Origin of the sequence: Mucilaginibacter pankratovii (assembly GCF_014773265.1) — a bacterium.
Lineage (GTDB): Bacteria > Bacteroidota > Bacteroidia > Sphingobacteriales > Sphingobacteriaceae > Mucilaginibacter > Mucilaginibacter pankratovii.
This window is the reverse complement of sequence record NZ_JACWMY010000001.1, coordinates 206,239-232,048: the sequence shown is the minus strand read 5'-3', so window position 1 is coordinate 232,048 and position 25,810 is coordinate 206,239. Positions and strand designations below refer to the sequence as shown.

Sequence of the window (25,810 nt, the reverse complement as noted above, 5' to 3'; positions counted from 1 at the left end):
ATGAAGAAATTTTACCTGTTTGGCATCTGCTGGTTATTTATTGCTCAATTTGTTAAGGCGCAGCAGCCGGTCGGCCCGGCTATTAGTGTGAATTTTCAGCAAGCGACTATACAAACCGTAGTTACCGATATCGAGGCTAAAAGCAGTTTTCGTTTTTACTACGATGCCGCCCAGTTTGATAGCCTGAAGATAACCCTGCAGGCTACCGATAAAACGGTGCCGACCATATTAGATCTGGCGTTTAACGGTACCGATTTTCATTACGCGATAAACGGGCATCAAGTATTTCTTACAAAAACAAAGATCTTACAAACAACGCTTGTCCCTGGTTTTTTCGGCATAAAAGCAACGCCCGGTGTTCCGGCTGCTCCCCTTAGCCCGGTAACAGCATTTGTTAACGATGGCGATAAAATTATTCCCGAGGCTACCACCGAAAATAAGCTTTACGAGATAGGTGTAAAAACCAACACCATAGAAGCTGGGAAAGCAACCCTATCGGGTTATATCCGCGACATTAAATCGGGCGAAGCCGTTACCGGTGCCAGTATTTATATTACCGCGCAAAAAACCGGCGTGGCTACAGATCAGTATGGCTATTTTACTATTAGCCTACCCAAAGGGCGGCATTTGCTAAGCATCCGCGGTGTAGGGATGCGCGATACCAGGCGCCAGATCATCCTGTATTCTGATGGTAAGATCATTATAGAGATGATGGAGCAGGTTACCAGTTTAAAAGAAGTAAAAATATCTGCAGATAAGGTTGCCAACGTAAGGGCTGTTGAGCTTGGCGTAACCCGGCTGGATATTAAAAGTATAAAACAAGTACCAACCGTATTTGGCGAAGCCGATATATTAAGGGTGGTTTTAACCCTTCCCGGCGTGCAAAGTGTTGGCGAGGCCTCAACGGGTTTTAACGTTCGCGGCGGCTCGGCCGATCAGAATTTGATATTGCTTAACGATGCCACCATCTACAACCCATCGCACTTTTTTGGTTTCTTCTCGGCCTTTAACCCCGATATTGTAAAAGGAGTAGAGCTGTACAAAAGCAGCATCCCCGAAAAATTTGGCGGCAGGGTATCATCTATATTGGATGTTACCGATAGGGAAGGCAATAAAAAGAAGTTTGCAGGTAGCGCCGGTATTGGCTTAATAACCAGCAGGTTTAATATAGAAGGGCCTATTATTAAGGATAAAACATCTTTTATTTTTGGCGGCCGCGCAACCTATTCAGATTGGTTGCTTAAGCTATTGCCCAGTGCTTACAAAAACAGCCAGGCATCCTTTTATGATTTCAACCTGGATATAAGCCATCAGATAGACGATAAAAACAATATCTATATCAGCAGCTACATCAGCCGCGATAAATTTAAGCTCAATAGCGATACTTCGTATAGCTACAGTAACCGCAACGTAAATATTAAATGGAAACATAATTTTAATAATAAACTCTTTGGCTTGTTTTTGGCGGGGAGCGACAGGTACCAATATGATATTGCCAGCTTTGATAACCCCATTAATGCCTACAAGCTTAAATTTGATATTAATCAAACCAATTTTAAATCAGATTTTACCTATTATTTAAATACCAGCAATACCATCACCTTTGGGCTTAATAGTATTTATTACAAGCTGCACCCGGGCACTTACGGGCCAAACGACCCAAAATCCTTGGCCTTGCCAGACGTGGTACCCGCCCAGCAAGCTTTAGAAAGCGCCTTATATTTGGGTGATAAGTACGATGTGAACGATGACCTGTCGCTGAGTTTTGGCGTGCGGTACTCTTTATATAACTTCCTTGGCCCGCAAACCGTTAATAATTACGCGCCGGGCTTGCCACGCAGCAGCACCAGTTTGTTAGATAGCACCACTTACAGCAGCGGCAAAATCATTAAAACTTACGGCGGCCCCGAGATCCGGCTGTCGGCACGCTACAACCTTGGCGATAACCTGTCTATCAAAGGTGGCTACAATACCCTCAGGCAGTATATCCACCTGTTATCAAACACTACGGCCATTGCGCCTACGGATGTTTGGCAGTTGAGCAACCCAAACATCAAGCCGCAGTACGGCGACCAGGTATCGCTTGGGATCTATAAGAATTTAAAATCAAACACAATCGAAACTTCGGTTGAAGTGTACTACAAAAGGCTGAAAGATTACCTGGATTACCGCAGCGGTGCAACACTGGTGCTAAATCACCATATAGAAACCGATGTTATCAATACCCGTGGCAAAGCTTATGGGGTTGAGTTTATGATCCGTAAAAACACCGGAATGGCCAACGGCTGGATCAGCTACGCCTATTCCCGCACGTTTTTAAAACAGGACGACCCCACCGTTGGGCAGCCGGTAAATAACGGTAGCTTTTACCCGGCCAACTACGATAAACCGCACAGCTTTAATTTTGTGGGCAACTACCGTTTTACGCACCGTTTCAGCATATCGCTAAACGTAACCTACAGCACAGGCCGACCAATTACCCTGCCAACAGGTAAGTACTACTACGCAGGCTCGGAAAGGGTTTATTATTCCGATAGGAATGCCTACCGCATCCCGGATTATTTCCGAAGCGATTTTTCGATGAATATTGATGGCAACCATAAGGTGCACCAGCTAACGCACAACTCGTTTACTATTGGTGTTTACAACCTTACCGGCAGGGCAAATGCTTATTCTACCTATTTTACACAGGAGAGCGGTGTAATCACCGGGTATAAGCTGTCCATCTTTGCAAAACCAATTCCATTCATCAATTACAATATAAGGTTCTGATAAGTGATAACCGATATGAAGGGGCGTAGTGTTTACATATTAATTTTAAGTGTAGGGGTTGCATCGGCAAGCTGCAGAAAACCCTATGCCCCCGAAATTACCTCCAATTCCACCAGCCTGCTGGTAGTTGAGGGTGTTATTAACCCCGGAAACGATTCAACCTTTATAACGCTAAGCCACACTGTAAAAATATCGGATACCGTAAAAACGGCCGCCGAAAGGGGCGCTACAGTAGCTGTGGAGAGCAGTAGCACTACGCGCCCGCTCACCGAAATAAGCCCCGGTGTTTATTCAGCCCTGCCTTTAAACTTAGATACCACGCAACAGTATCATTTGCGTATCAAATTAACTAACGGTAAAGAGTACGTGTCTGACTATGAAAAGCCTAAGCTAACGCCACCTATCGATACGGTAACCTATACCATTAAAGATACTTCGTTGCAGATAAATGCCAGCGCGCACGATCCCTCTAATAGAACCCATTATTACCGGTGGGACTACAGCGAAGCCTGGCGCTTTAATTCGAAGTTTTATTCCAGTTTTAAAGTAGTGAACGGAACTATTTATCCAAGGCTCCCCGCCGAGGATATATTCTCGTGTTTTTCGAGTGCTAAGTCCAGCAGTATCGTTTTAGGATCATCTGTAAAATTGGCGCAGGATGTTATTTCCAAAGCCCTTATAACTACCATTATTTCCAGTTCAGAGAAAATTAGTATAAGGTATAGCATACTTATAAAACAATATGCGCTTACAAAGGAGGCCTTTGCTTTTTACGAAAACCTTAAAAAGAACACCGAGCAATTGGGCAGTATATTTGACGCCCTGCCTTCAGAAATAGGGGGTAACATCCATAATACCACCAATCCTGCCGAACCGGTGATAGGTTATGTTGGCGTTAGTACCGTTCAAACAAAAAGGATTTTTATTGACAAAGAGGAGTTGCCCGCCACCTGGATAATTCAATACCCTTTTAATTGTACGCAGGACACTGCGCTATTTAACAACCCTAAAACAAAGCTTAACGAAGTAAAGGCATTTATTCTTACAAACCTTACGCTGCCTACCCTAACACTTAGAGCCAAAGCCCCGGATACCACGCTACTGGGCTACTACCGAACAGATTTTATATGTGGCGACTGTACATTAAGAGGAACCAAAAAACGGCCAACGTTTTGGAAGGATAAATGATGATTAAAACCGATAAATATATAACTTATGATATGCTGTTTTTAACGGCATTAGCTCGCCATAAGGCTTCGGGCACGAGGTATGTAGCTTATACTTTAACAAGGATAGTAAGAAAAACCTGCAATTTGAATTGAATGAACATGAATAAAAATATAAAATACCTTAGTTACCTGGTTGTATTGCTGGTAGCTTTTAGTTGTAAAAAGCCATACCTGCCAGATCTGGCGGCCACGGCCAATAATTATTTGGTAGTAGAAGGATTTATCAACGGTGGTAACGATTCCACATTCATAAAACTTAGCCGAACAGTTAACCTGGCCAATTCGGTTACCACTGCGCCGGAAAGGGGCGCAGGTGTTACCGTAGAAGGTAATGGCAAAACCTACCAGCTTAATGAAATAAAGGCAGGCGTATACACGGCCTTACCGCTGAATTTGGATGTGTCGCAAAAATATCACCTGCGTATCAGGCTTGCTAACGGCAAAGAATACCTGTCAGACGATAGCGAAGTAAAAGTAACGCCGCCGGTAGATACCGTTACCTACCAAACCAAAAGCGATGGACTTCATATCTACGCCAGCGCGCACGACCCTGCAAATAATACCCGCTATTACCGTTGGGAGTACAACGAAACCTGGCTGTTTCACAGCAAATATATTTCAAATTATAAAGTAATGAACGGCGATGTGGTACCCCGTACGGTTGATGAGCAGATTTTCACCTGTTTTGCCAATCACACCTCGAGCACAGTGGCGTTGGCATCAACTACAAAACTTGCCTCAGATGTAGTAAGTAATGCGCCAATAACTAATATCATACCCAGTTCCGAAAAAATAAGTATGCGGTATAGCATACTGGTAAAACAATACGCCCTTACAAAGGAAGCGTTTGATTTTTGGGAAAATTTAAGAAAGAACACCGAGTCGCTGGGAAGCATATTTGATGCCCTGCCTTCAGAAATCAAGGGTAACGTTCATAATACGGCTAATGCGGAGGAACCTGTAATTGGTTTTGTTAGTGTTGGTACCATGAGCACTAAACGCATATTTATTAATAGGGATGATCTGCCCCGCGAATGGATGTTGCAGTACCCTTATGATTGCAGTCAGGATTCTACCCTGTACCTAAATCCGACGACCAAGTCTAACGATGTTGCCGCTTATATTATCAGCGGCATATATTTACCTACCTATGCTATAACAGGCCCAATGGGCGGCCCGGCTATAGGTTATGGCAGAGCAAGTTATCAATGTGCCGACTGCACCTTGCGAGGGTATAAAAGGCGCCCCGATTTTTGGAGGGATTAATAGGACGTAATGCACAAACACAATAAACATTTGAAAAGAATGAGCAGTAAAAAAACATGGAACGTGCTTAAAAATACTTTATCCGTATGGGTAGCATTGCTTGCGTTTATGCCGCGCGGCAACGCGCAGGAGCTGTCGCAGGTACAAAATGCCTTTAATAAGTACACCCAAACAGCCCTGCAGGAAAAAGTATTTGTGCATACCGATAAAAGTACTTACCTGGCCGGCGAGATCGTTTGGTTTAAAATTTACTGTGTAGACGGCGCTTTTAACAAACCGCTTACGCTAAGCAAAGTAGTTTACGTTGATATTTTAGATAATGCGCAGGTGAGCGTAATGCAGGCCAAAATTGCCATGACCGATGGTATGGGCAGCGGTTCGCTGGTAATACCACCATCTGTAGCTAACGGTAATTATAAATTGCGGGCATATACCAATTGGATGAAGAATTTCGGCCCCGAGAGTTTCTTCGAAAAAAAGATAACTATAATAAACTCCCTAAGAACGCCCGATGTGGCAGCCAAACCTAAAACACCCGATTACGACGTGCAGTTTTTCCCGGAGGGTGGCTACCTGGTTAGCGGCCTGCCGGCAAATGTAGCCTTTAAGGCGGTTGCCAAAAATGGATCGGGCTTTGCATTCAGGGGGGCTGTTGTAAATGAAAATAATGATACCGTTGCCCGCTTTCAGCCATTAAAGTTTGGCATGGGGCATTTTGTATTTACGCCGGCTGTAAACAATACCTACAGGGCCATTATAAATATTGGCAGCGATAAACCGATAATTACAGCCCTGCCCACAGTCAAAAGTAATGGTTACACCATGCAGGTAACTGATGCAGGCAATGGCAGCCTCAATGTAAAGGTAAACAGCAACACCGGCGACCAGCAGCTACACCTTTTTGCCCACACCCGTGGCGTGGCAAAATTAGTGCAGAATGCCGTTAGCAGCAACGGCGCGGCGGTGTTTACAGTAAGTAAAGACAAGCTGGGCGAAGGCGTATCATACCTAACTATATTTGATGGCGGCAGGCAACCCGTTTGCGAAAGACTTTACTTTAAACGGCCAGAGCAAACCTTGTTTATTGATGCAGGTGCCGATGCAGGGCAGTATGCCACCCGAAAAAAAGTGAGCGTTACCATAGCCGCTAAAAACGCAACCGCTAAAATGATCAATGCTGGCCTCTCCATGTCGGTTTACCGGGTTGATTCCTTGCAAACGGTAGATCAGGATGATATCGCGGGCTATTTTTGGCTTGGTGCCGAGCTAAGGGGCGGCATCGAATCGCCGGGTTATTACTTAAAAACCATAACGGCCGAGGCCGACGAAGCTACCGATAACCTGTTGCTTACCCAAGGCTGGAGGCGTTTCCGCTGGGATAATATATTACAGCCTGCCCCGGCAGCCTTTAAGTATCAACCCGAGTTTAACGGGCACCTGGTTATTGCTAAGGTTACCGATTCGGTAAAAAATATCGCTAAGGATGTGATAGCTTACCTTGCTGTACCGGGTAAGCGGGTGCAGGTATACGCTGCAAAAAGCGACGCTGAGGGTAAGCTGTATTTTAACACCAAAGAGTTTTACGGTGCCAACGAAATTGTGGTGCAAACCAATACCGAGCGCGATACCTCGCATAAAATTGAGGTTATCAGCCCATTCTTTGAGCAATATTCAAAAACCGCGCTGCCTGCGTTCGGGCTTACGCAAGGGATGCAAGCCTCGTTACAGCAGCAAAGCCTGGCTATGCAGGTGCAAAACATCTACGCGGGTAATAAGCTTAAACACTATTTTGAGCCGGCGGTAGATAGCAGCGGGTTTTTTGGCACCCCATACAAAACTTATAAGCTGGATGATTTTACCCGCTTTGTTACCATGGAAGAAGTAGTGCGCGAATACGTGCGCGAAGCGGGGGTATCCAGGTCTCGCGGCAGGTTCCATATTACCCTGATAGATGAAAAGGTACTGCTTACCGGCGACCCATTGGTAATGCTGGATGGCGTGCCGGTATTTAATATTGATAAAGTAATGGCTATAGACCCGCTTAAAGTGCAAAGATTGCAGGTAGTGCGTAGCCGCTATTTTTGGGGACCGGCGGTATTCGAGGGGGTCATGAATTATACCACCTACAAAGGCGACCTGGGCGGCGCCGAAATGGACCCGCATGCTGTAGTGATAGATTATGAAGGAATGCAGATACAACGCGAATTTTACTCACCCGTTTACGAAACCGATGAGCAGGCGAAAAGCCGTATCCCCGATTTCAGGAACCTGCTATTTTGGGCGCCCGAGATAAAAACGGGCCCGGTAAACGCCAATAAAGTTACTTTTTACACATCAGACCAGGCCGGTAAATATTTTGGCATAGTGCAGGGGATGACACCCAATGGCGATGCCGCTTCGCAATCATTTACCTTCGAGGTGAAATAATCTGGCTACCGTCAACCGCCCGTCAATTTTGGCAGGATGTTACAAAAAACCTAATTGTTGATCCATCTTTACCGGAAAAAAAAAGATGGATCAGCAATTGTTTGTAAAAATGGCGCTTCAGGGCTGGAACACCCAGGTGGCCCGCGCCGAAAAATATTTCAACGCGCTTAGCGAAGCCGATTTTCAAAAGACGGTAGCACCCGGCAAAAACCGTGTCATATATCTGTATGGTCACCTTACCAGCTATCACGGGCTGTTAAGCGATACTTTAGGCTTAGGCGAGGCATTTTACCCCGAGCTTGCCCCGGTGTTTCTGCGCTCGCCTGACGGCCCCGCCGTTAACGCTTACCCGGTAGAAAAATTAAGGGAGTATTGGAACAATGTGCACGCCCGCCTAACCGTGCTGTTTAACGCCCTGCCCGCCGAAGACTGGTTCAAGCGCCACAACGCCATGACGGATGAAGACTTCGCCAACGACCCAACCCGCAACCGCCTCAGTGTATTGCTCAGCCGTACCAATCATATAGCCTATCATTTTGGGCAATTGGTGTTGGTATAGAAGGTGTTAAAACGGTCATTGTTTTTAAGTCTTTCCGTCCCCGCAGGGTCTCTCGATAGAGGATCTTGCGGGGACGGACATTCCCGCCTCGTCACCGCACAATCCCAACCCACCTAAACCCGATAGCAGCGGCACGAAGTATAGCGGATAGCGGGGCTGCAGCAACCTAAATGCGCCAACCCCTGCTTTTCTCACCAAACAACACTTCTTTTTTACAGTTGGTCACAATTTAATTGGCAATCTTTTAAAAAACAAGTAAATTCCCGCTGTAAATGTCATTTAATGCTTTAGGGCATTTGCAATACTTATTTCGTCCCCGCAGGGTCTCTTGAAAAGGACCCTGCGGACCGATAACACCTATCACTGATCTGATATATTTTGGAAAATTTAACCCGCAGAAACTTTTTAAGCAAGGGGGCCATGCTTGCAGGCGGCACTTACCCGGCTATGTTGGCACTGGGGATGCTCAAATCTGCACCCGCGCATGCCTTTAATCTCACAGGCAGCGGCAACGGCAAACACATTATTATTTTAGGCGGAGGACTGGCCGGCATGGCATCGGCCTACGAGCTGAACAAGCTCGGCTATAAAACCACCATTTTAGAGGCCCGCGAAAGGGCAGGGGGGCGATGTTGGAGCATCCGCAACGGCAGCACCAACCAGGAAACCGGGATGCCGCCCGCAACAGCAAAATTTGATGACGGGCTTTACTTTAACGCAGGCCCATCGCGCATACCCCATCACCACCAGCTCACCCTCCACTACTGCAAAGAACTGGGCGTACCCATACAGGTTTATAACAATGTAAACGAAGGCGCTTATTACTTCGCCGAAGGAAAGGGTCCGCTCTCCAACAAAAAGATTCGCGCACGCGAAGTACATAACGATGTACGCGGCTACATGGCCGAATTGCTGAGCAAAAGCGTAGACCATGGCGCATTAGACGCCACCCTCACCAAAGAAGATACCCAAAAAGTACTGGAATACCTGGCTGCCGAAGGTGGTTTGGATATTGATAAGCTCTACAAGGCATCTGCCCGCAGGGGGTATGCCGAATCGCCGGGGGCCGGGAGCAAGCCCGGCAAAATATCGGAGGCCAATAAACTGGCGGATATCATCCAGTCGGGTTTGCTTGATCCTGATTTTTATAACGTTGCCGAGTATACCTACGAACTTCAGATGACCATGTTCCAGGCCGTTGGTGGCATGGATATGATTGCCAAAGCATTGCAAAAACAGGTTACGCCATCCTTAAAGCTGGGTGCCGAAGTAACCAATATCACCAACCTGGCAGAGGGCGTAAAAGTGACTTACAAAGATGCCGCAGGCGAGCACGTTTTACAAGGCGACCTGTGCATATGCACCCTGCCGTTGCCAGTGCTCAGCAACATTAATAACAATTTTTCGGGCGATGTGAGCCGCGCTATTGATTATATCGGTTACATCCAAACCGGCAAGATCGGCTTGCAGTTTAAGCGGAGGTTTTGGGAAGAGGATGATCATATTTATGGTGGTATCACTCACACTAATAACGATTTAACGCAAATGTTTTATCCGAGTTATGATTATTTGGGTAAAAAGGGTATCTTAATAGGATATTACAATTTTAACGAAAAAGCAGTACGAACGGGCGATTTAAGTTACACCGAACGCGAGCGGCTTGCCCTGCAAAAAGGCAGGCTGATTCATCCACAATACGATACGGAGTTTGAGCGGTCGTTTTCGGTAAGCTGGCATAAAACCAAATACAATTTAGGCGGATGGGCAGTGTATAATAACGAAACCCGTAAAACCCAGTACCCGGTATTGCTAAAGCCCGATAAGCAGGTGTATTTTGCGGGCGAGCATTTAACATACCTCAACGCCTGGATGGCGGGGGCCTTTGAATCGGCAAGGAGCGTGGTGGCGCAGGTACATGCCCGCGTAACGGAACAGCGGGTTAGCTATCCGACAACAAACAAGTAGAAAAAACTAAAATTAAACGATATGTCAAATTCACTAAACCGCAGAAACTGGATAAAAACCAGCGCTATGCTTGCGGGCGGTGTAGCTTTTTTAAGCAGCACCGTTAATAAACTGGCCGCAATGCCGCTTGTACGCAAAATGCGCACCGGCAATACCATGCTGGCCGAGGAAACCGCCCTGATGCAGGCACCTGCCGCCATGAAAGCAAGGCTGATGGCAAACGAAAACCCTTTCGGCCCATCGGCAACGGCAAAAAAAGCGATAACCGATTCGCTTGATACCAGCTATCAATACACCTTCGCATCTATATTTAACATGCGCCTTAAAGTGGCAAGTTACGAGGGGGTTAAGGCCAACAATGTTTTATTATCTTCGGGTTCATCGCCATTGCTGCTGGCTGCTGCCATGTACTACAGCAAAGGCGGTAAAAACATCATCACCGGAGACCCGTCTTACGACGACCTGCCAACCCAGGCCGAGCATTTTGATGGTAAATGGGTGAAGGTGCCGTTGACAGCAGATTACAAACTCGATTTGGATGCGATGGAAGCCAAAGTAGACGGCAATACGGGGTTGGTGTACATCTGTAACCCGAACAATCCTACCGCTACGGTGGTAGATACCGAAAAACTAAAAGGCTTTTGCGAGCGGGTATCAAAAAAGACGCTTGTTTTTGTGGATGAGGCTTACATAGATTACCTGCCAAACCCTAAAGCTGTCAGCATGATGGATTGTGTTAAAGCCGGGCAGAATGTGATCATCGCCCGCACCTTTTCTAAATTATACGGTTTTGCAGGCCTGCGCTTCGGTTATATCATCGGCCAGCCCGATACTATTAAAACATTGGGCAATTATACGCCTGGCTGGGCCGGATTATCATCTACCACGCTCGCCGCAGCTCTTGCATCGTACAACGAAACGGAATATTTACAGGATGCGCTGAAAAAAACCAACGCCTCAAAAGAGTTTTTATACGAAACGCTGAAGAAGGAAGGATACACTTATATCCCCTCATCAGCAAACTTCGTGATGTTCCCGCTGAAAATGGACGGTAAGAAATTTGCCGACGAGATGATGAAACGCGGCGTGGCCCTGCGCGACTGGAAACTGAACGGCCAGGACTGGTGCCGCGTAAGCATCGGTCGTATGGACGAGATGGAAGCCTTCGCTGCGGCGTTTAAAGAGATATCGTAAGTTGTTGTTGGTGACAACACCAACAACGGCTGAAAAAGAACAACAAATAATAAAGATCGTCATCCCGAACTTGTTTCGGGACCCCATTGGACAGGCCAGCCCACATGCTGGGCCGCCTTGCACATCGCTGCTTTGCATGTGGGGTGCCGAAATAAATTCGGCATGACGTTACATAACTAAAGCCATTGTTGGTGTTGTCATCAACAATTATGAATCAATTTTAGAATTACTAATGCGCAATTTACTATCTACACTATTTATACTTTTTGTTACCTCCACTGCTTTTGCACAGGAGAAAACCGTTAACCCGCGCCCGCTAACGCTGGCAGAGTACACCAAGGCAAAAACCTACACCATTGCCAACCTGGACCAGGATACTTACGTGAAGTTTGACAATGCTTACGTGCTTGACAGGTACGAGGGCCGCAAACCTTACTTCATCACCGGCAGCGATAACCTCAAAAAACGTATCGACTTGTATAAACTAGTTGCCAAAGAGGGCATGCAGGAAATTGGCACCATGGTTTTCTACACCAGCGAAACCGGCAAAAAATACCAGGCCCTGGTACCCGATTTTACCGCCGACGGCAAAGTTTGGGAGCAATACTTCCAGGATATTGATGATATTAACAAAGTGGAGAAAAATTTTATCCTGAAGCTGTCCTACGTGCTTTCAAAAGAGCTGAGCTTCCAACAATATAAGGTGCTAAATAACGGGAAGGACATGAAAGAAGAATCGGCAACTTATGGTAACGATATCTGTTTCCCCGGCGATGAGCTGGTAACCATGGGCAACGGCAGCAAAAAACTATTGAAAGACGTAAAAAGCGGCGACGAGGTAATTACCATTGATCCGCTTACTAAAAAAGCTACCGCCACTAAAGTGAAGGAACTGACTGTGCATGCTGCCAAAAACTATGCACTTACCCAATTGGTACTGATATCGGCAAAGGAAAATAATACCACCACAGGTACCGATGTAATCCTACGAGCCAAGGTGCTAAAGGCCACCCCAAACCACCCTATGCTCACCAGGCAGGGTAATTTTAAAATAGGAGAGATCAGCCTGGGCCAGCAGGTACTTTGCCTGAACGATAAAACCGGCAAATACGAAGCTTACACCGTGCTGCAAAAAACCGAGCAGGCCGGCGGTGTACAAAACGTTTACAACATCGTTGCGGAAAAAGGCAGCACCATTTTGATGAATGGGGTAATGGTGATGCAGAAATAATTCAGGAAAAGTTTTACCGTAGAGGCGCAATATTTTGCGCCTCTTTTTTTTACTTTCTGGTCGCGCGGGGTAAAAAATAAGTTTTTGAAAACAATGCCAAAAAGCGCTTGAATTTTGAGTGAAAAGGGCACAAAAAACTCCCCTTTTTTAAGGAAAAACAGCAAAAAAACGAAAGTTTTCGAAGGTGATTTTTGCAATTCCGGGCAGTTATGGCCTAATTTATCGTAATTTGCCACCATCAATGAGCAACGTTTTTACCCCGGATGATGGCAAAAAAAGGGATGGAATTTACATCCTGAAAGATAAAAGCATCGCGCAGTTAAATGCAGTAATCATCGCTCAGCACTCGCCGGTAACCGCTTATGATGAATTGGGGTCGGAGCAGTTAACGCCGGTGGAGTTCGGTATCAATAAAGCAAAATTCAGTGGCCTATATGCGTATGAAATTGTTGATATTCAAATAGTTCAAGAGCCTGATGCTATTGTGTTGTATTGCAGTTGCGGTCAACCAAAAACAAAATTATGCAGCCACCAATCATCGGCCCTGCTGCAGGTAATCGCCAATGAGAACTATCTTGTCTTTTTTGATAATACACTAAGAAATAACAGGTTAAAAAAGTTTGCTGCCGATTACGGACTGGCAGATGAGCAGGATCTTGACGCCTATTTTGTGCCCGAACTTCAGGGCAACAGGTTGATTATCAGTGTAAAAAATAAATCATTGCTGCCGGTTACACAAATCAGTTTAGGTTTAATGGAGCAGCAATTGATGTTCTCGTCGCCACAGGATCTTGTACCTAAACCTGCTGTAAATGAGGAACAAAAGCGCATCCTGGTGTTTAAACAGCACAAATTTTATAAACACCTTATTGTAGAATTATACGTGGCGGCCATGGCAAAGGATGGGCGCATCAAAAACCCCTTGTCGGCCCTTGCGCCGCTGCAATTGGTGCTGGATACCAACGACCCCCTGGAGCTGAAATTCTATACGGCGGTATCCCGTTTTCAGCAAAATATAGATGCCAAAATTAACCAGACTAACCTGGAGACCTTAAGATCTGTCGTTAAAAATCCGCTTAATTTTGAATGCTATCTACATGATAGTGAGATATCTGAGAAGATATCGGCCAATGCTTTGCAAGTCATTACCGTACGTAGTATTACCAAAGGACTGCAAATAACGGTTGATGAAAAAGGGGATTTTTATGAGGTCAGCGGAGAGTTACACATGGGCGAGGAGCGGTATCAGCTCCATACGCTCGAAACAATTTTTGGTTACTTCATCAGGATCGACAAAACACTTTACCTGGTAAAGGATCTGCAAATGATGGGCGCTATCGGGCTGTTCAGATCGGGTGGCGAAAAATTGCTTATTCACCAATCGCAGTTTAAAGAGTTCCGTGTGCGTATACTTAATAAGCTGGAGGAGAGTATGGTAGTAAAGTATCCATACATTCTTAAGGCTACCCCTGCGCAGCTAAAAAAATACCATTTCGATAAAAATGAGATGATCATCTATCTGTCGGATTTTGGGCAGCATGTGATGATATTGCCCGTAATGCGCTATGGCGATGCCGAGATCCCCATCCGTAAAGATACCCTGATCTACGCGCCTGATGGCAAGGGCGAGGAGTTTTTAGTACAGCGGAATGACCTGGCCGAAAAGCACTTTAATAATCTCATTACACAGCAGCATCCCTACTTTGAAGAGCAGGTTGGCGACGAGATCCAATACTTCTACCTGCATAAAAAACGTTTTCTGGATGAGGGTTGGTTTTTAGATGCCTTCGAAGCCTGGAATAAGGCGGGTATCACCATTCTTGGTTTTAACGAACTAAGCGGCAATAAGTTAAATCCAAACAAGGTGGAGATCACCATCAAGATATTGAGTGGGATCAACTGGTTCAATGCCCATATTACCGCTAAATTTGGCAAACGCCAGGCATCGCTTAAACACCTGCACAAAGCCATTCGCAACAAAACCAAATTTGTGCAGTTGGATGATGGCACCATGGGCATCCTGCCCGAAGCATGGCTGGAGAAATTTGATGCCTACTTCAAAGCCGGTGCCATCTGGGAGGATGAACTCCACATCCCCAAAACCAATTACGAAACCATTGAACAACTGTTTGAAAAACAGATGCTTGATGAACAGGTAAAGCTGGAAATAAAGGATTTCCGGCGCAAGTTTGAGAACTTCGAATCGATAGAGGATGTGGAGGTGCCCGAAACACTGCTTACCACCCTGCGCCCATACCAAAAGCAAGGGCTCAACTGGCTGAATTTTTTAGACGATTTCAACTTCGGCGGCTGCCTGGCGGACGATATGGGTCTGGGCAAAACCATCCAGATCCTGGCATTTATTCTCTCGCAACGCAACAAAACTGCCTATAATACTAACCTGCTGGTAGTGCCTACCTCGCTGATCTTCAACTGGCAGGCGGAGGTAGCCAAATTTGCACCCTCGCTAAAGATCCATACCATTTACGGTGCGGAGCGGGTAAAAAGCATTGCCGATTTTGATAATTACGAATTGGTTTTAACCTCCTATGGCACGTTGTTATCCGATGTTAACTTCCTCAAAGATTATACTTTCAACTACATCTTCCTGGATGAATCGCAGAATATCAAGAATCCTTCATCGCAACGTTATAAAGCTGTAAAGTTGCTAAAGGCGAGGAACAGGATTGCCATAACAGGTACGCCTATAGAGAACAATACATTCGATCTGTACGGGCAGTTATCCTTCGCCTGCCCGGGCTTATTAGGAACACATCAGTACTTTAAAGAGATCTACGCTGTGCCTATCGATCAGTTTAAGGTGAGCAAACGCTCACGCGAACTGCACAATAAAATAAGCCCCTTCATCCTGCGTCGCACCAAGCAGGAGGTGGCATCCGAATTGCCGGAGAAAACCGAAATGGTATTGCATTGCCCAATGGGGGAGGAACAGCGGGGCATTTATTTGGCTTATGAACGGGAGTTTAGAGAATACATTTCGGCCACCACGCAGGAGGAATTGCCCAAACGCTCCATGCATGTGTTGAAGGGCTTAACCAAACTCCGACAGATCTGCGATTCGCCACAACTGCTGGATGGCGTGAGGGTGCCGGGTAACCAGTCCTCCAAAATTGATACGCTGGTAGCCGAGATAGAAGGTAAATCCGCCAATCATAAGATCCTGGTGTTCTCGCAGTTTGTAGGGATGCTCGATCTGGTAAAAAAAGAACTCAGTAAACGCCATATCGGCTTTGCCTACCTTACCGGCGCAACCCGTAACCGCGAACAAGTGGTGAATGATTTCCAGAACAACATAGGTACTCGCGTATTTTTAGTGAGCCTAAAAGCCGGAGGCACCGGCCTTAACCTCACCGCCGCCGATTACGTTTACCTGTTAGACCCCTGGTGGAACCCGGCCATCGAAAATCAGGCTATTGACAGGGTATACCGCATCGGCCAAACCAAAAATGTAGTAGCCGTACGGCTGATATGCCCGGATACAATCGAGGAGAAGATCATCGTATTGCAGGAAACCAAAAAGGAACTGGCTGGCAAGCTGATCTCATCCGACGGGATTTTTAACTCGTTGACAAAAGATGATCTATTGGGGTTGTTATCGATGCCGTGACAATCGATGCATATCGGCGATTTACTCACCCGGCCATTGCTTCGCCCGGCTACCCTCTCTCCGCAAGCGGAAAGGGGGTTTTGCTCTTTTACCCTCTTTACCGCAGGTAGAGAGGGTCGGGCAGCGAAGCGTCCCCGGGGTGAGTCAAAACGGCTGCACGGCCTCCTCAATGCTCCGCCAGATCTCCCTTATCCTTACGCTGAAAGCTGTAAATAAGATAGCCCAGCGCGGGTAAAATAAACAAACTGCCTATGAGCAGGGCAATGCCTAAACCCTCAATAGCTTTATCTGCACCGCGGTCTGCTATCAGGGAAAGATAACCGCCATTTTTGAGGATAACGATATTGGGGTAATGCTTGTAGGTAGTGGTGAGCAATATCATCGTCATCTGGAAGCCTGCCAGTACACGGATGATAAACCGTTTACCCTTTACAATAAGGTACCACATCACTATCAGCGAAATACTTGCTGCACTCACAGCTAAAACGCCGATGATGCTACCAAATACCCACTCCACCAGCGGGATCTGCTCGGTAACAGAAGCTATAAAAACCAGGCCGCCGGCTACAACAGCGGCTATATTCATAAACCGGGCCTTGCGGATAAAGCTTTTGGTTTCGGCCTCGTCGTTGGCTTCACCAATTAAATAAATTGCCGCCAGGAAACCGCAAAGCGCCACCGTGAAAAAGCCGATAGCTACCGAAAATAAATTAAGCCAGCTATACACATAGGCCGAGAGAAAATCGGTTGCCCCGGTATCTATGCGGCCGCTAACGGCGCTGCCCGCAATAATACCCAGGAATAGCGGCGTAATAAAGCTGGAGTAAACAAAGATCTTGTTATACACCCGCTGCATATTATCGGTCACTGCGTCGTAATTGCGAAAAGTAAGGGCCGTGCCGCGGGCGATGATCCCCATCAGCATAATTACCAGCGGGATATGCAGGTAAGTGCTCATGGTGGTGTAGATCACCGGGAAACCTACAAACAGTATTACAATGGCAATGATGAGCCACATGTGGTTAGCCTCCCAGATAGGGCCGATGGCATTATACATGATCCTGCGCGTGCGCGATTTATTGGCGTTGGAGGTAAACAGCTCGATAATGCCCGCGCCAAAATCGGCACCGCCCATTACCAGGTACAACAGCAAGGCCAGCCATAAGAAACCCATCACTACGTAGATCATCATAAGCCTTATATTTTAATGTGTTTGGGGTTCTGCATTATTATAAAGTACCGGTACCATCTTTATTTGCCGGTACAGCAAAAATATAACCGCTATGCTCAGCGTAAAGTACACCGCGGTAAACAGGTAAAACGAATAGCCGATGCCCGGCATAGGCGTAACCGCATCTTTTGTACGCATAACGCCCTGTATTATCCAGGGTTGGCGGCCAACTTCGGTAACCGTCCAGCCGGCCTCTACGGCAATAAAACCAAGCGGCGTGGCGGCGATGAAGAGCTTTAAAAACCACTCTTTGGTAAACCAACTTTTCTTTTTTGCTAACGCGATGAGGTAAATAACGCCCAACGCCATCATGGCCATACCCAGGCCCACCATCAGTTGAAAGGCGTAATGCGTTACTGCAATAGGGGGCTGGTCGGCCAACGGGATCTGGTCGAGGCCCTTTACAGGTGTTTTAAAATCATCATACACCATAAAACTCAGCATGCCGGGTAATTCGAGGACGTAATCCACTTTCTTGTTTTTTACATCGGGGATGCCACCGATTATCAGGGGCGAATATGGTTCTGTCTTAAAATGCGCCTCCATGGCAGCGAGTTTTGCGGGTTGCCGTTTGGCCACCATTTTGGCCGAAATATCGCCGCTTAAGGGCTGCAAAATAGCAGCCACCACGCCGAATATGGCCGCAATACGGAACGAACGCATGTGGAAATCAACGTTACGTTTTCTTAATATCATCAGCGCGTGTACACCCGCAACGGCGAATCCCGTAGCTGCAAAGGCAGCTACCGACATGTGCAGCGCCTGTGAAAACCAAGCCGGGTTAAACATGGCCTTTATCGGGTCTATATTGGTGTATTTACCGTTTACCAGCGTAAAACCCGATGGGCTGTTCATCCAGGCATTGGCGGCAACCACCAATATGCCCGATGCAAGCCCGCTGATGCCCACCACTACTCCCGTAAACCAATGGAACCATTTGTTAAAACGTCCCCAGCCGTACAGGAAGAAGCCCAGGGCAATCGCTTCTATAAAAAAGGCAGTCCCTTCCAAAGAAAAGGGCATCCCGAAGATGGGGCCGGCGTGTTTCATAAAGGTGGGCCACAGCAAGCCCAGTTCAAAAGACAAGACCGTGCCGGATACCGCGCCTGTGGCAAAAAAGATGGCCACGCCTTTGCTCCAGGCCTTGGTTACATTCCGGTAAACCGGGTTATTGGTTTTGAGGTACATAAAGTGCGATACCGCCATAAAAAAGGGCATCACCATACCAATACACGAAAATATAATGTGAAAGCCGAGGGACAATGCCATCTGCGAACGCGCGGCCATAAAATTATCCATGCCGTAAATTTACGCAAATGATATCTTAACTATATTCCTATCAAGTATTTATGCTAATTTAAAATGAATATGTATTAATATTTTAATTGCTTTTACGCTGCATGCTTATCTGTGTTTCTCCCGCAGATAAAACAGCTAAAAAAAGCCTTGTAAAACAGCGGTTTACACCCTTTTGCAGATGCGCTATTTTGCCGTTCTTTCCAATAATTATTATACATTTATCGGGCCTATATATCAACATATTATCTAACCTTACCAATTATGAAACGCAGGGATTTTATCACTAAAACCGCCTTAACTACTTTTTTATTGAGCGAACTTTCTTCGTTCAATATCCTGGCATCGCCCGGCAGTACTTTAAAGGATCTTGATCCTGATAAAGCAACCGCTGCGCTTTTAACCGAAGACGCCTCTGTTAAATTTAAGGGGCTGCTGCAATGGATGCAGAGCAACGGATGGATAGATTATCTCAATAAAACCTTGTCGCTAAATATCAACCCCGCTAATACGGATATAAGCGCTTACACAAAAGATCAAACCTTTGCTAAAGTAAAAGGCTTTGATGATTTTATGGGGGAGAAGCTGATAGAACCCGGTTACCCCGCCGGCAGTTTACTTTACCATGCCCTGGCCAGTCCGAGAGTGCGGCCCGCCATTGGCATCGGTAATTATCCATCCGCAGAGATCATCGACTCGCTGGAGGATATCATCTACGGCCTCAGGACTTTTACGGCTGATGAGATGAAGGATATGGTGCTGGCCGTTTTTGCATACGAATATCGCCCGGCCTATAAAACGCCGCACCATTTACATGCCGATATGGTTTTCTCCCGCACCGGGATCTCGCGCATTGGCGATTGCGAGATGAATTACGATGCGCTGAACAGATGCTATACCAACAAGCCCGCCGACACCGCCAAAGTGAAGAACATAGCGGTAACACCCGCACGTTTTGGTTTATTCCTGGCTAAAAAGGTAACCGGCGAAGCGGGCATTAAGCTGATGGGCAAGGCAAGGGATGGCGAAGACGTAACCCGCACATTTCTGCAACCCATCCGCAAGATATTTAAAGGCGACACCCTGTTGGATACCAAAGAGCTCAACTTTAGCGAATACCATGTTAACGAAAAGCTGAACAGCCTGGTGAAAACCTTTCCCGATCATTTTAACAACCCCATAGATGCCGGTGGCAAACACCTGTTCGATATCAACAAACCGCCTTTCCGGGTAGATTCGCGGAACTCTACTACGCTGGTAAAGAGCATCGCTATTGGTTCGTCAGTACTCATCAAATCTGTCCCCGGTGGATTAGTGCGCTGGGCAAAGCAAAACGGCAAGCAAATTTATTACACTGTAAAAAAGCAGGATGGCGCATACTTCGCGGCCATGAACACCGCCTTTGTGGGCAATGAGGAGGTGTTGTATTATAATGACCTGGATAAGCAGGTAGAGCGCGAGGCGAACCCATACGATGTTCCGCGCAATACGCCCATGTTTGTAAACGCCAAGTTTAAAAAGGATGGGGCGATGCCAGGCTTTATCCATTTGGAACGTAACCCGCGCGGCAATTACCTGGCCGCTTTGTTTGAAGACAGCATTTGCGATGGCTGTGTAACGGTTGATACTAAAAGCTGGAACAGCAAGCTGCTGCCCGATCATGTTTTACATAATTGCCTGCCGGCCTTCTCTATCATCACCGCGCCCGATTTTTTCCCGCTGGTGGATAATTACGATTTGGCTGGCTTTGATTTTGAAGATAATACCACCAACTTTTTTGAGGGCGGGCTGTACAGTTTCTGTGCCGAACGTACCCGGCCAAACCAAACCATGCAAAACCCGGTTACCCAAAAACAGGCTTTTGACGCGCATGGCGATACCTTTACCGCAGTATTCTCCGAAAGTAAGAACATCAAAATTATTTCGGGCGCAAATTATACCGAAACAAGCAAACGGGAGTACCAGTCGAGCAGTTTCCTGCCGGATGTATGCTCGGGCGTGTTTGCGCCGGGTTGGGATATTACCTATGCTAACGATACCAAAAAGCCTGATGGAACTTATGCCAAAGTGGATAGCTATTTAAGCACCCGCGGACTGGGGTCGCCTTTTGCCGAGGATATGAAACTCTGCGCAGCTATGAATGGCATGTGGCCCGCCGCTTCGCCAGATGCCGCGCGCACTTACCAGGGATCAATGGATACCGATTACCGTAACCCTACTGCCGTACCTTTGCTTGATAAAGAAATAGGGTTGCATAAAGATTCGCCGGCATGTAAAGAATTGCACCTATTTGAAAGCACGGGATGGGACGGAGAGCAGGGACCGTTTTTGGAAAGGGTTTACAACAATGTTTTTGTGAACTTTACCGATCTTGCCTGTGCCGATTACATCCAAAACGCGATGAACGGGCAAATGGATATGTCGGTACTGCGAAATTTAACCAGCGCGGAATTACGTTCACGGATGGCATGCCTTAAACTATGTATCAACAAGCTGCCTCAAACCAATTTCGGCCAGGAAATAATTGACGACGCTAAACAGAAAATGGTTGGCCTAACCGGCCTTTGGCTGGTAAGCGCCGAAAAGGTGGCTGATTGGGGAACGGGTGCAAAAGGGCTGGGTATCCCTGCCGATCTGGTGGGCGATAATACTATTTGGGCTACTAAGCCCCGTAAAGGCATCAGCGGGCCGGGTTACCTGTATGTTTTCGCTAATACTGATAAAGCCAAGCCCATAATGGCGGATAACTTATCTACCAAGCGCCGTATCCAGGCCTGTCTTAAACTGTATGTTTGTCAGGTTACCGAAAGCGGCATCGCCTGGACGATGGTATATGGCGATCGCCTCACATCGGGACAAAAACTTGTTTGGAATTATTAAACCATGACTGCTGCTGATGTTATAGTAATAGGTGGAGGCCCAGCGGGTGTTGCTGCAGCCATTACCTGTGTGCAGGGCGGACTAGGCGTTATGCTCTTAACCGATCAACCCGAAATTGACCTTGCCGATGCTGAAACGCAACCGCCGGAGCCTTTGCAAAGCCTGCATCCCGGCGTGCAAACCTTATTGCAGCAATTACAGATAGAAGGCGTTACCGCCTATGCTTCTAAAGGAATTTATACAGGCATAAAAACGGGTGCCCATGTATCGCCCTTAAGTACCGTGGAAGAAGAAACCTGGACGGGGCATCACATCGCACCTAGGCTTTTCTCGGCCTACACGCTATTAAAGGTGAAAGAAATGGGTGTTGATGTACGTTTTGTCAGCCGGGCAAACGAAATAATTTGCAGCGACGAAGCGGTAACGGGTGTTGTGCTGGCTGACGGAACAACGCTTGGCTGTAAGTATTTGATAGATGCCAGCGGGCGCGGGCGTTTTGCCGGGCGGTATTTAAAATTTGATGAAGAGCTGTTAAGTCGTCCGCTACTATCGTGGACTGGTATCAGCATGGACGAACAAGGTGAAGCGCCTGACCGTGAATTGGCGTTGTTTGAACCCAACCCCTATGGATGGACGTGGACCGCCTACAGCAGCAATGGATACCATACCCAGACCAAACTCGCCGATAAAAGCAACAGCTACGCCTTCGCTAAAGAGTTATCTGCATCGCCGCAGGCTGCCAAAATCAAAGCGGCTAATATGCAGTGGCGCGTTTTTAAGCCACTGGCTTGCCCCGGGTTGTTGCTTACCGGGGATGCTGCCGGTATTTTAGATCCGGCGGCGGGGCAGGGGATACTAAGCGGTTTAATGTCGGGCATCATGGCTGGAGAAACGGTTCTCAGCTGTTTGGCGAATGCCCAGCTTTCCAACTGGTATCTTTCCCGGTATGATAACTGGTTTATGGAGCAATTCAATCATAAAAAGGATACCCTTACCAAACGCTACCGGGAGATGGGCATAGATGTAAGTCTGTAAATAAATAGCAATTAAGCTAAGCAACTGTTGCTTTAATCAGGGAAATTGCTTTTGTGATTTTACAGGCTTATCAGTGGTGTTTTATTTAAATCAAACTTGTTCGGGCTTGTTCGGGCTGTTCGTGCCACATGTCGAACGCGAACAAGCCTAAAAAACAATGGATTATTGCCAAATCTGTATTGTTAGTGGTTCTGTTTTAAAAGCGATTTCCCGGTTGCTTTAATGATTGTTTTCCAACGGATTTTTTTACTTTTAATGGCGGATATTTTTCGCTGCTAAATATTTCCGGGACTGAGCATGGGCCTAATATTTCAAAAATTTTCTGTTTGTAAATGGTTTTGCCGCGGCTGTGTTTTAGGCCTGCTGTTATTGCCCGCAAAATTAATCCTTGCCGAAGGAAGTAAAGAACTTACGGCCAATGGCGGCAACCGCGCCTACCTGCTTTCCTCAACAATACCCAACCCTTCGTACCCCTTCCCAACTTTAGGCACCATGAAGGTGTATGTAAAAGCCGGAGAAACTATTTACGTAGGCTCCAGCGCACAGGGGCAGGGATCGGGCACCATAAACATGCGCGCCCCGGATGGCGCGACTTTTAGCAGCGGCATCTCTACAATTATAGGTTTTATAGGCACCCCCGCGCAGGAACTTGCCGGGCCGCTGCCCAATGCGGGTGGCTACCAGGCTTTCACCAAAACAGTTGGCGCCGGGCAGGAAGGTATCTGGGAGATCGACTTTATTTCGCCTACCGATGGTGCCGATGTAGGCGGCAACCCACCTGCCATCCCGATAACAGCGCAGTGGGTACAGCCGAATAACCGTTACGTGGCCGCCTTTGATGTATCGGTGCGTAATAGCAGTAACACAGCATTTTTAACCGGGCGCGTGTTCACCAATGTATTATCGGGCATATTAGGCACCTTTAACGTAGGTTTTAACGCCATTCTAAATATCCTCACCAAAGATGGCTACCGCTATAAGCTGGATAATAACGGGCAGGCGGGCAATGGCTTTACGTTTTTTGTGAACAACAAGGGTTTCCGCAACGCGGATGGTACGCCATCCTATAAAAGTGTGGATAACACCAATAACCCCAATGCCTACAGCCCGGTAAATAACGATACCCCTTCGGATATTACGCATAAGATATTTTTCAATGCCCCCTCGGCAGATCTCCCGGCTTCGGCCAATACCCCGGGCGGTGGCACTACCTGGCTCATCCATGTGCCGGTTGTACCAGCATTAACCAATATAGTCTTCACCGGCGCCGATGGGCGGGACGGCGTAGCCGGAACCGCGCTGCCCGGCGGAAAAATAAAATTCACAGCCACAGGTAACGGAACTTACGCCATTGCTATTGATGTAAACCGGAACAATGTTTTTACCGATGCGATAGACCGGCAGCTTACCGGCACCGTTAACAGCGGCAGCAACGAAGTAAGCTGGGACGGGCTGGACGGAACAGGTAACGGGGTAAAACCCAATGCGGCAAGTTATGCCATTAATATCTCCGTATCATTATTTGCGGCCGAGGTGCATTTTCCGTTTTTTGATGTGGAGCGAAACCTTTATGGTATATTACTTACCCGGACCAACGGCAGTAACTCACCGGACAATACTATTTACTGGGACGATAGCGACCTTACCGCAGTAGGTGTACCATCAAACCCTGTAAAAAATATCACAGGGTTAAGCAGTTTGCTCAACGGCCATAAATGGGGAGCGCCCGCCAGCAATGCTAATGATGCCGATGATTTTGGTAACGAGCGCAGTATTGATACCTGGGCGTATGTTATCAGTCCTGCCTTAAACGCCACGGTTGATATCAAAGTACAAAGTCCCGATCCTACAAATATCAACGTTCCTAATATCATCACCCCAAATAGCGACGGCAAAAACGATGTGTTTGAAGTGAAGGGAATAGCTAACTACCCGGGCAGCCGCCTGCTGATATTTAACCGCTGGGGCAACCAGGTTTACAAATCTGAAGATTACCACAATACCTGGGATGGTACCGGCCTTGCCGACGGTACTTATTATTACCTGCTGGAGTTGAATACCGGTGCAGACAAACCCACGGTTCATAAAGGATGGATATATATCAACAGGCGATAAATGAAAAAGCTGAAGAAATATTTCCTGCTTTTGGCAATGGCTGCTGCCCTGCAAAATAGCTATGCGCAACAAACGGTGCAATTTAGCCAGTATATGTTTAATGGCCTGGTGGTAAACCCCGCCTACGCCGGTTATAAAGAAGACTGGACACTTAACCTGAGCAGCCGCCTGCAATGGGCCGGGATAGATGGTGCACCGCGCACTAATACCATTTCGATAGACGGTGTACTCAACCCCGACAATAAAAATATGGCTCTTGGCTTTTTAGCCACCAATGATAGGTTGGGGCCCGAGAACAATACTTCGTTTTACGCGAATTATGCTTACCGCCTGCGGCTGGATGATGAGGATACCAAACGCCTTAGTTTTGGCTTTGGCGCAGGACTGGTGCAATACCGTATAGACGCCTCAAAATTTAACGCGAATGACCCCACCGATGGCAACATTATCGGCAACGAAAATACGCTGATGGCCGATTTTAGGCTGGGTGTTTACTATACCACACCATCCTTTTACGTGGGAGGATCGGTGCTTAACCTGTTTTCTAAACCGGTATCCGGGGCAAATACGGTGGTAATTAACCCGGTGCCGCACGGGTATTTAACAACAGGTATGGTAATAGCGCTGAGCAACACCATCGATATAAAACCTTCGGTGATGCTAAAAGGCGACCTGAAGAGCCCCGCCGGCTTAGACCTTACCACCTACCTGCTTTTTGATAAAAAACTTTGGCTGGGGGCATCGTATAATACGGGGGTTAACCTTAAACAATCGGGCCAGTATAAAGGGCTTGATAAAAGCAACACGGTAACGGGTATTGCGCAATTTAATATCAGCGATTTTTTGCGGTTCGGGTATTCGTACGATTTTAGCACCAGCGCGCTGGGTACTTATCAAAGCGGTACGCACGAGGTATCGCTGAGTTTATCGTTCAGAAGAAAGCAGCCAAGAGTAATAAGCCCAAGGTTTTTTTAATGAGCTA

General features: G+C 46.9%; 15 protein-coding genes. 13 read left to right on the top strand and 2 right to left on the bottom strand.

Annotation, left to right across the window (positions count from 1 at the left end; translation table 11 throughout):
• The 9 genes from IDJ77_RS00915 to IDJ77_RS00875 all read left to right on the top strand — a co-directional run bounded on the left by IDJ77_RS00915 (window position 1) and on the right by IDJ77_RS00875 (window position 16,271).
• A complete protein-coding gene (locus IDJ77_RS00915; RefSeq protein WP_191187042.1) occupies window positions 1-2,772 on the top strand; it encodes a TonB-dependent receptor in 2,772 nt (923 codons plus the stop codon).
• A gap of 15 nt (window positions 2,773-2,787) precedes the next feature.
• On the top strand, window positions 2,788-3,960 hold the full coding sequence (locus IDJ77_RS00910; protein ID WP_191187041.1) for a DUF4249 domain-containing protein: 1,173 nt from the start codon (window positions 2,788-2,790) through the stop codon (window positions 3,958-3,960).
• A gap of 140 nt (window positions 3,961-4,100) precedes the next feature.
• Window positions 4,101-5,267, top strand: a complete 1,167-nt coding sequence (locus IDJ77_RS00905) for a DUF4249 domain-containing protein (protein WP_191187040.1) — start codon at window positions 4,101-4,103, stop codon at window positions 5,265-5,267.
• Between the two features lie 39 nt (window positions 5,268-5,306).
• Window positions 5,307-7,694, top strand: coding sequence for a hypothetical protein (locus tag IDJ77_RS00900; protein ID WP_191187039.1), 2,388 nt, complete (start codon window positions 5,307-5,309; stop codon window positions 7,692-7,694).
• Between the two features lie 85 nt (window positions 7,695-7,779).
• Entirely contained in the window at window positions 7,780-8,253 is a 474-nt protein-coding gene (locus IDJ77_RS00895; RefSeq protein ID WP_191187038.1) for a DinB family protein, read from the top strand.
• A gap of 378 nt (window positions 8,254-8,631) precedes the next feature.
• Window positions 8,632-10,218 (top strand): flavin monoamine oxidase family protein, encoded by a 1,587-nt coding sequence (locus IDJ77_RS00890; protein WP_224750916.1) that lies wholly within the window; start codon window positions 8,632-8,634, stop codon window positions 10,216-10,218.
• A 21-nt stretch (window positions 10,219-10,239) separates the two neighbouring features.
• Window positions 10,240-11,412: a pyridoxal phosphate-dependent aminotransferase gene (locus IDJ77_RS00885; RefSeq protein WP_191187037.1), complete on the top strand. Its 1,173-nt coding sequence runs from the start codon at window positions 10,240-10,242 to the stop codon at window positions 11,410-11,412.
• A gap of 232 nt (window positions 11,413-11,644) precedes the next feature.
• Window positions 11,645-12,643 (top strand): hypothetical protein, encoded by a 999-nt coding sequence (locus IDJ77_RS00880; protein WP_191187036.1) that lies wholly within the window; start codon window positions 11,645-11,647, stop codon window positions 12,641-12,643.
• Window positions 12,644-12,884: 241 nt separating this feature from the next.
• On the top strand, window positions 12,885-16,271 hold the full coding sequence (locus tag IDJ77_RS00875) for a DEAD/DEAH box helicase (RefSeq protein WP_191187035.1): 3,387 nt from the start codon (window positions 12,885-12,887) through the stop codon (window positions 16,269-16,271).
• Between the two features lie 166 nt (window positions 16,272-16,437).
• Here the strand turns inward: IDJ77_RS00875 and IDJ77_RS00870 are convergent, their stop codons facing one another.
• Window positions 16,438-17,460 carry a cytochrome d ubiquinol oxidase subunit II gene (locus IDJ77_RS00870; RefSeq protein ID WP_191187419.1) on the bottom strand — a complete coding sequence of 341 codons (1,023 nt, stop codon included), beginning with the start codon at window positions 17,458-17,460 and terminating at the stop codon, window positions 16,438-16,440.
• Window positions 17,461-17,475: 15 nt separating this feature from the next.
• The gene (locus IDJ77_RS00865; RefSeq protein ID WP_191187034.1) at window positions 17,476-18,801 is read right to left on the bottom strand and encodes a cytochrome ubiquinol oxidase subunit I; all 1,326 of its coding nucleotides are present in this window, start codon (window positions 18,799-18,801) and stop codon (window positions 17,476-17,478) included.
• Between the two features lie 261 nt (window positions 18,802-19,062).
• On the opposite strand from IDJ77_RS00865, the gene IDJ77_RS00860 reads away from it, so the two are divergent.
• The 4 genes from IDJ77_RS00860 (at window position 19,063) to IDJ77_RS00845 (ending at window position 25,803) form a co-directional block, all read left to right on the top strand.
• Entirely contained in the window at window positions 19,063-21,678 is a 2,616-nt protein-coding gene (locus IDJ77_RS00860) for a hypothetical protein (RefSeq protein ID WP_191187033.1), read from the top strand.
• 3 nt (window positions 21,679-21,681) lie between these two features.
• Window positions 21,682-22,713, top strand: a complete 1,032-nt coding sequence (locus tag IDJ77_RS00855) for an NAD(P)/FAD-dependent oxidoreductase (RefSeq protein WP_191187032.1) — start codon at window positions 21,682-21,684, stop codon at window positions 22,711-22,713.
• Window positions 22,714-23,082: 369 nt separating this feature from the next.
• Complete coding sequence (locus tag IDJ77_RS00850) at window positions 23,083-24,828, top strand: gliding motility-associated C-terminal domain-containing protein (RefSeq protein ID WP_191187031.1); 1,746 nt, start codon at window positions 23,083-23,085, stop codon at window positions 24,826-24,828.
• Window positions 24,829-25,803, top strand: coding sequence for a PorP/SprF family type IX secretion system membrane protein (locus IDJ77_RS00845; protein WP_191187030.1), 975 nt, complete (start codon window positions 24,829-24,831; stop codon window positions 25,801-25,803).
• Window positions 25,804-25,810 lie beyond the last annotated feature (7 nt).

Excerpts from the sequence above, each read along its gene's own strand:
- IDJ77_RS00915 (WP_191187042.1), top strand. The coding sequence starts at position 1 with ATGAAGAAATTTTACCTGTTTGGCATCTGCTGGTTATTTATTGCTCAA.
- IDJ77_RS00870 (WP_191187419.1), bottom strand. The coding sequence starts at position 17,460 with ATGATCTACGTAGTGATGGGTTTCTTATGGCTGGCCTTGCTGTTGTAC.
- IDJ77_RS00885 (WP_191187037.1), top strand. The coding sequence starts at position 10,240 with ATGTCAAATTCACTAAACCGCAGAAACTGGATAAAAACCAGCGCTATG.
- IDJ77_RS00860 (WP_191187033.1), top strand. The coding sequence starts at position 19,063 with ATGAAACGCAGGGATTTTATCACTAAAACCGCCTTAACTACTTTTTTA.
- IDJ77_RS00895 (WP_191187038.1), top strand. The coding sequence starts at position 7,780 with ATGGATCAGCAATTGTTTGTAAAAATGGCGCTTCAGGGCTGGAACACC.
- IDJ77_RS00875 (WP_191187035.1), top strand. The coding sequence starts at position 12,885 with ATGAGCAACGTTTTTACCCCGGATGATGGCAAAAAAAGGGATGGAATT.
- IDJ77_RS00865 (WP_191187034.1), bottom strand. The coding sequence starts at position 18,801 with ATGGATAATTTTATGGCCGCGCGTTCGCAGATGGCATTGTCCCTCGGC.
- IDJ77_RS00910 (WP_191187041.1), top strand. The coding sequence starts at position 2,788 with ATGAAGGGGCGTAGTGTTTACATATTAATTTTAAGTGTAGGGGTTGCA.
- IDJ77_RS00880 (WP_191187036.1), top strand. The coding sequence starts at position 11,645 with ATGCGCAATTTACTATCTACACTATTTATACTTTTTGTTACCTCCACT.
- IDJ77_RS00905 (WP_191187040.1), top strand. The coding sequence starts at position 4,101 with ATGAATAAAAATATAAAATACCTTAGTTACCTGGTTGTATTGCTGGTA.
- IDJ77_RS00855 (WP_191187032.1), top strand. The coding sequence starts at position 21,682 with ATGACTGCTGCTGATGTTATAGTAATAGGTGGAGGCCCAGCGGGTGTT.
- IDJ77_RS00845 (WP_191187030.1), top strand. The coding sequence starts at position 24,829 with ATGAAAAAGCTGAAGAAATATTTCCTGCTTTTGGCAATGGCTGCTGCC.
- IDJ77_RS00900 (WP_191187039.1), top strand. The coding sequence starts at position 5,307 with ATGAGCAGTAAAAAAACATGGAACGTGCTTAAAAATACTTTATCCGTA.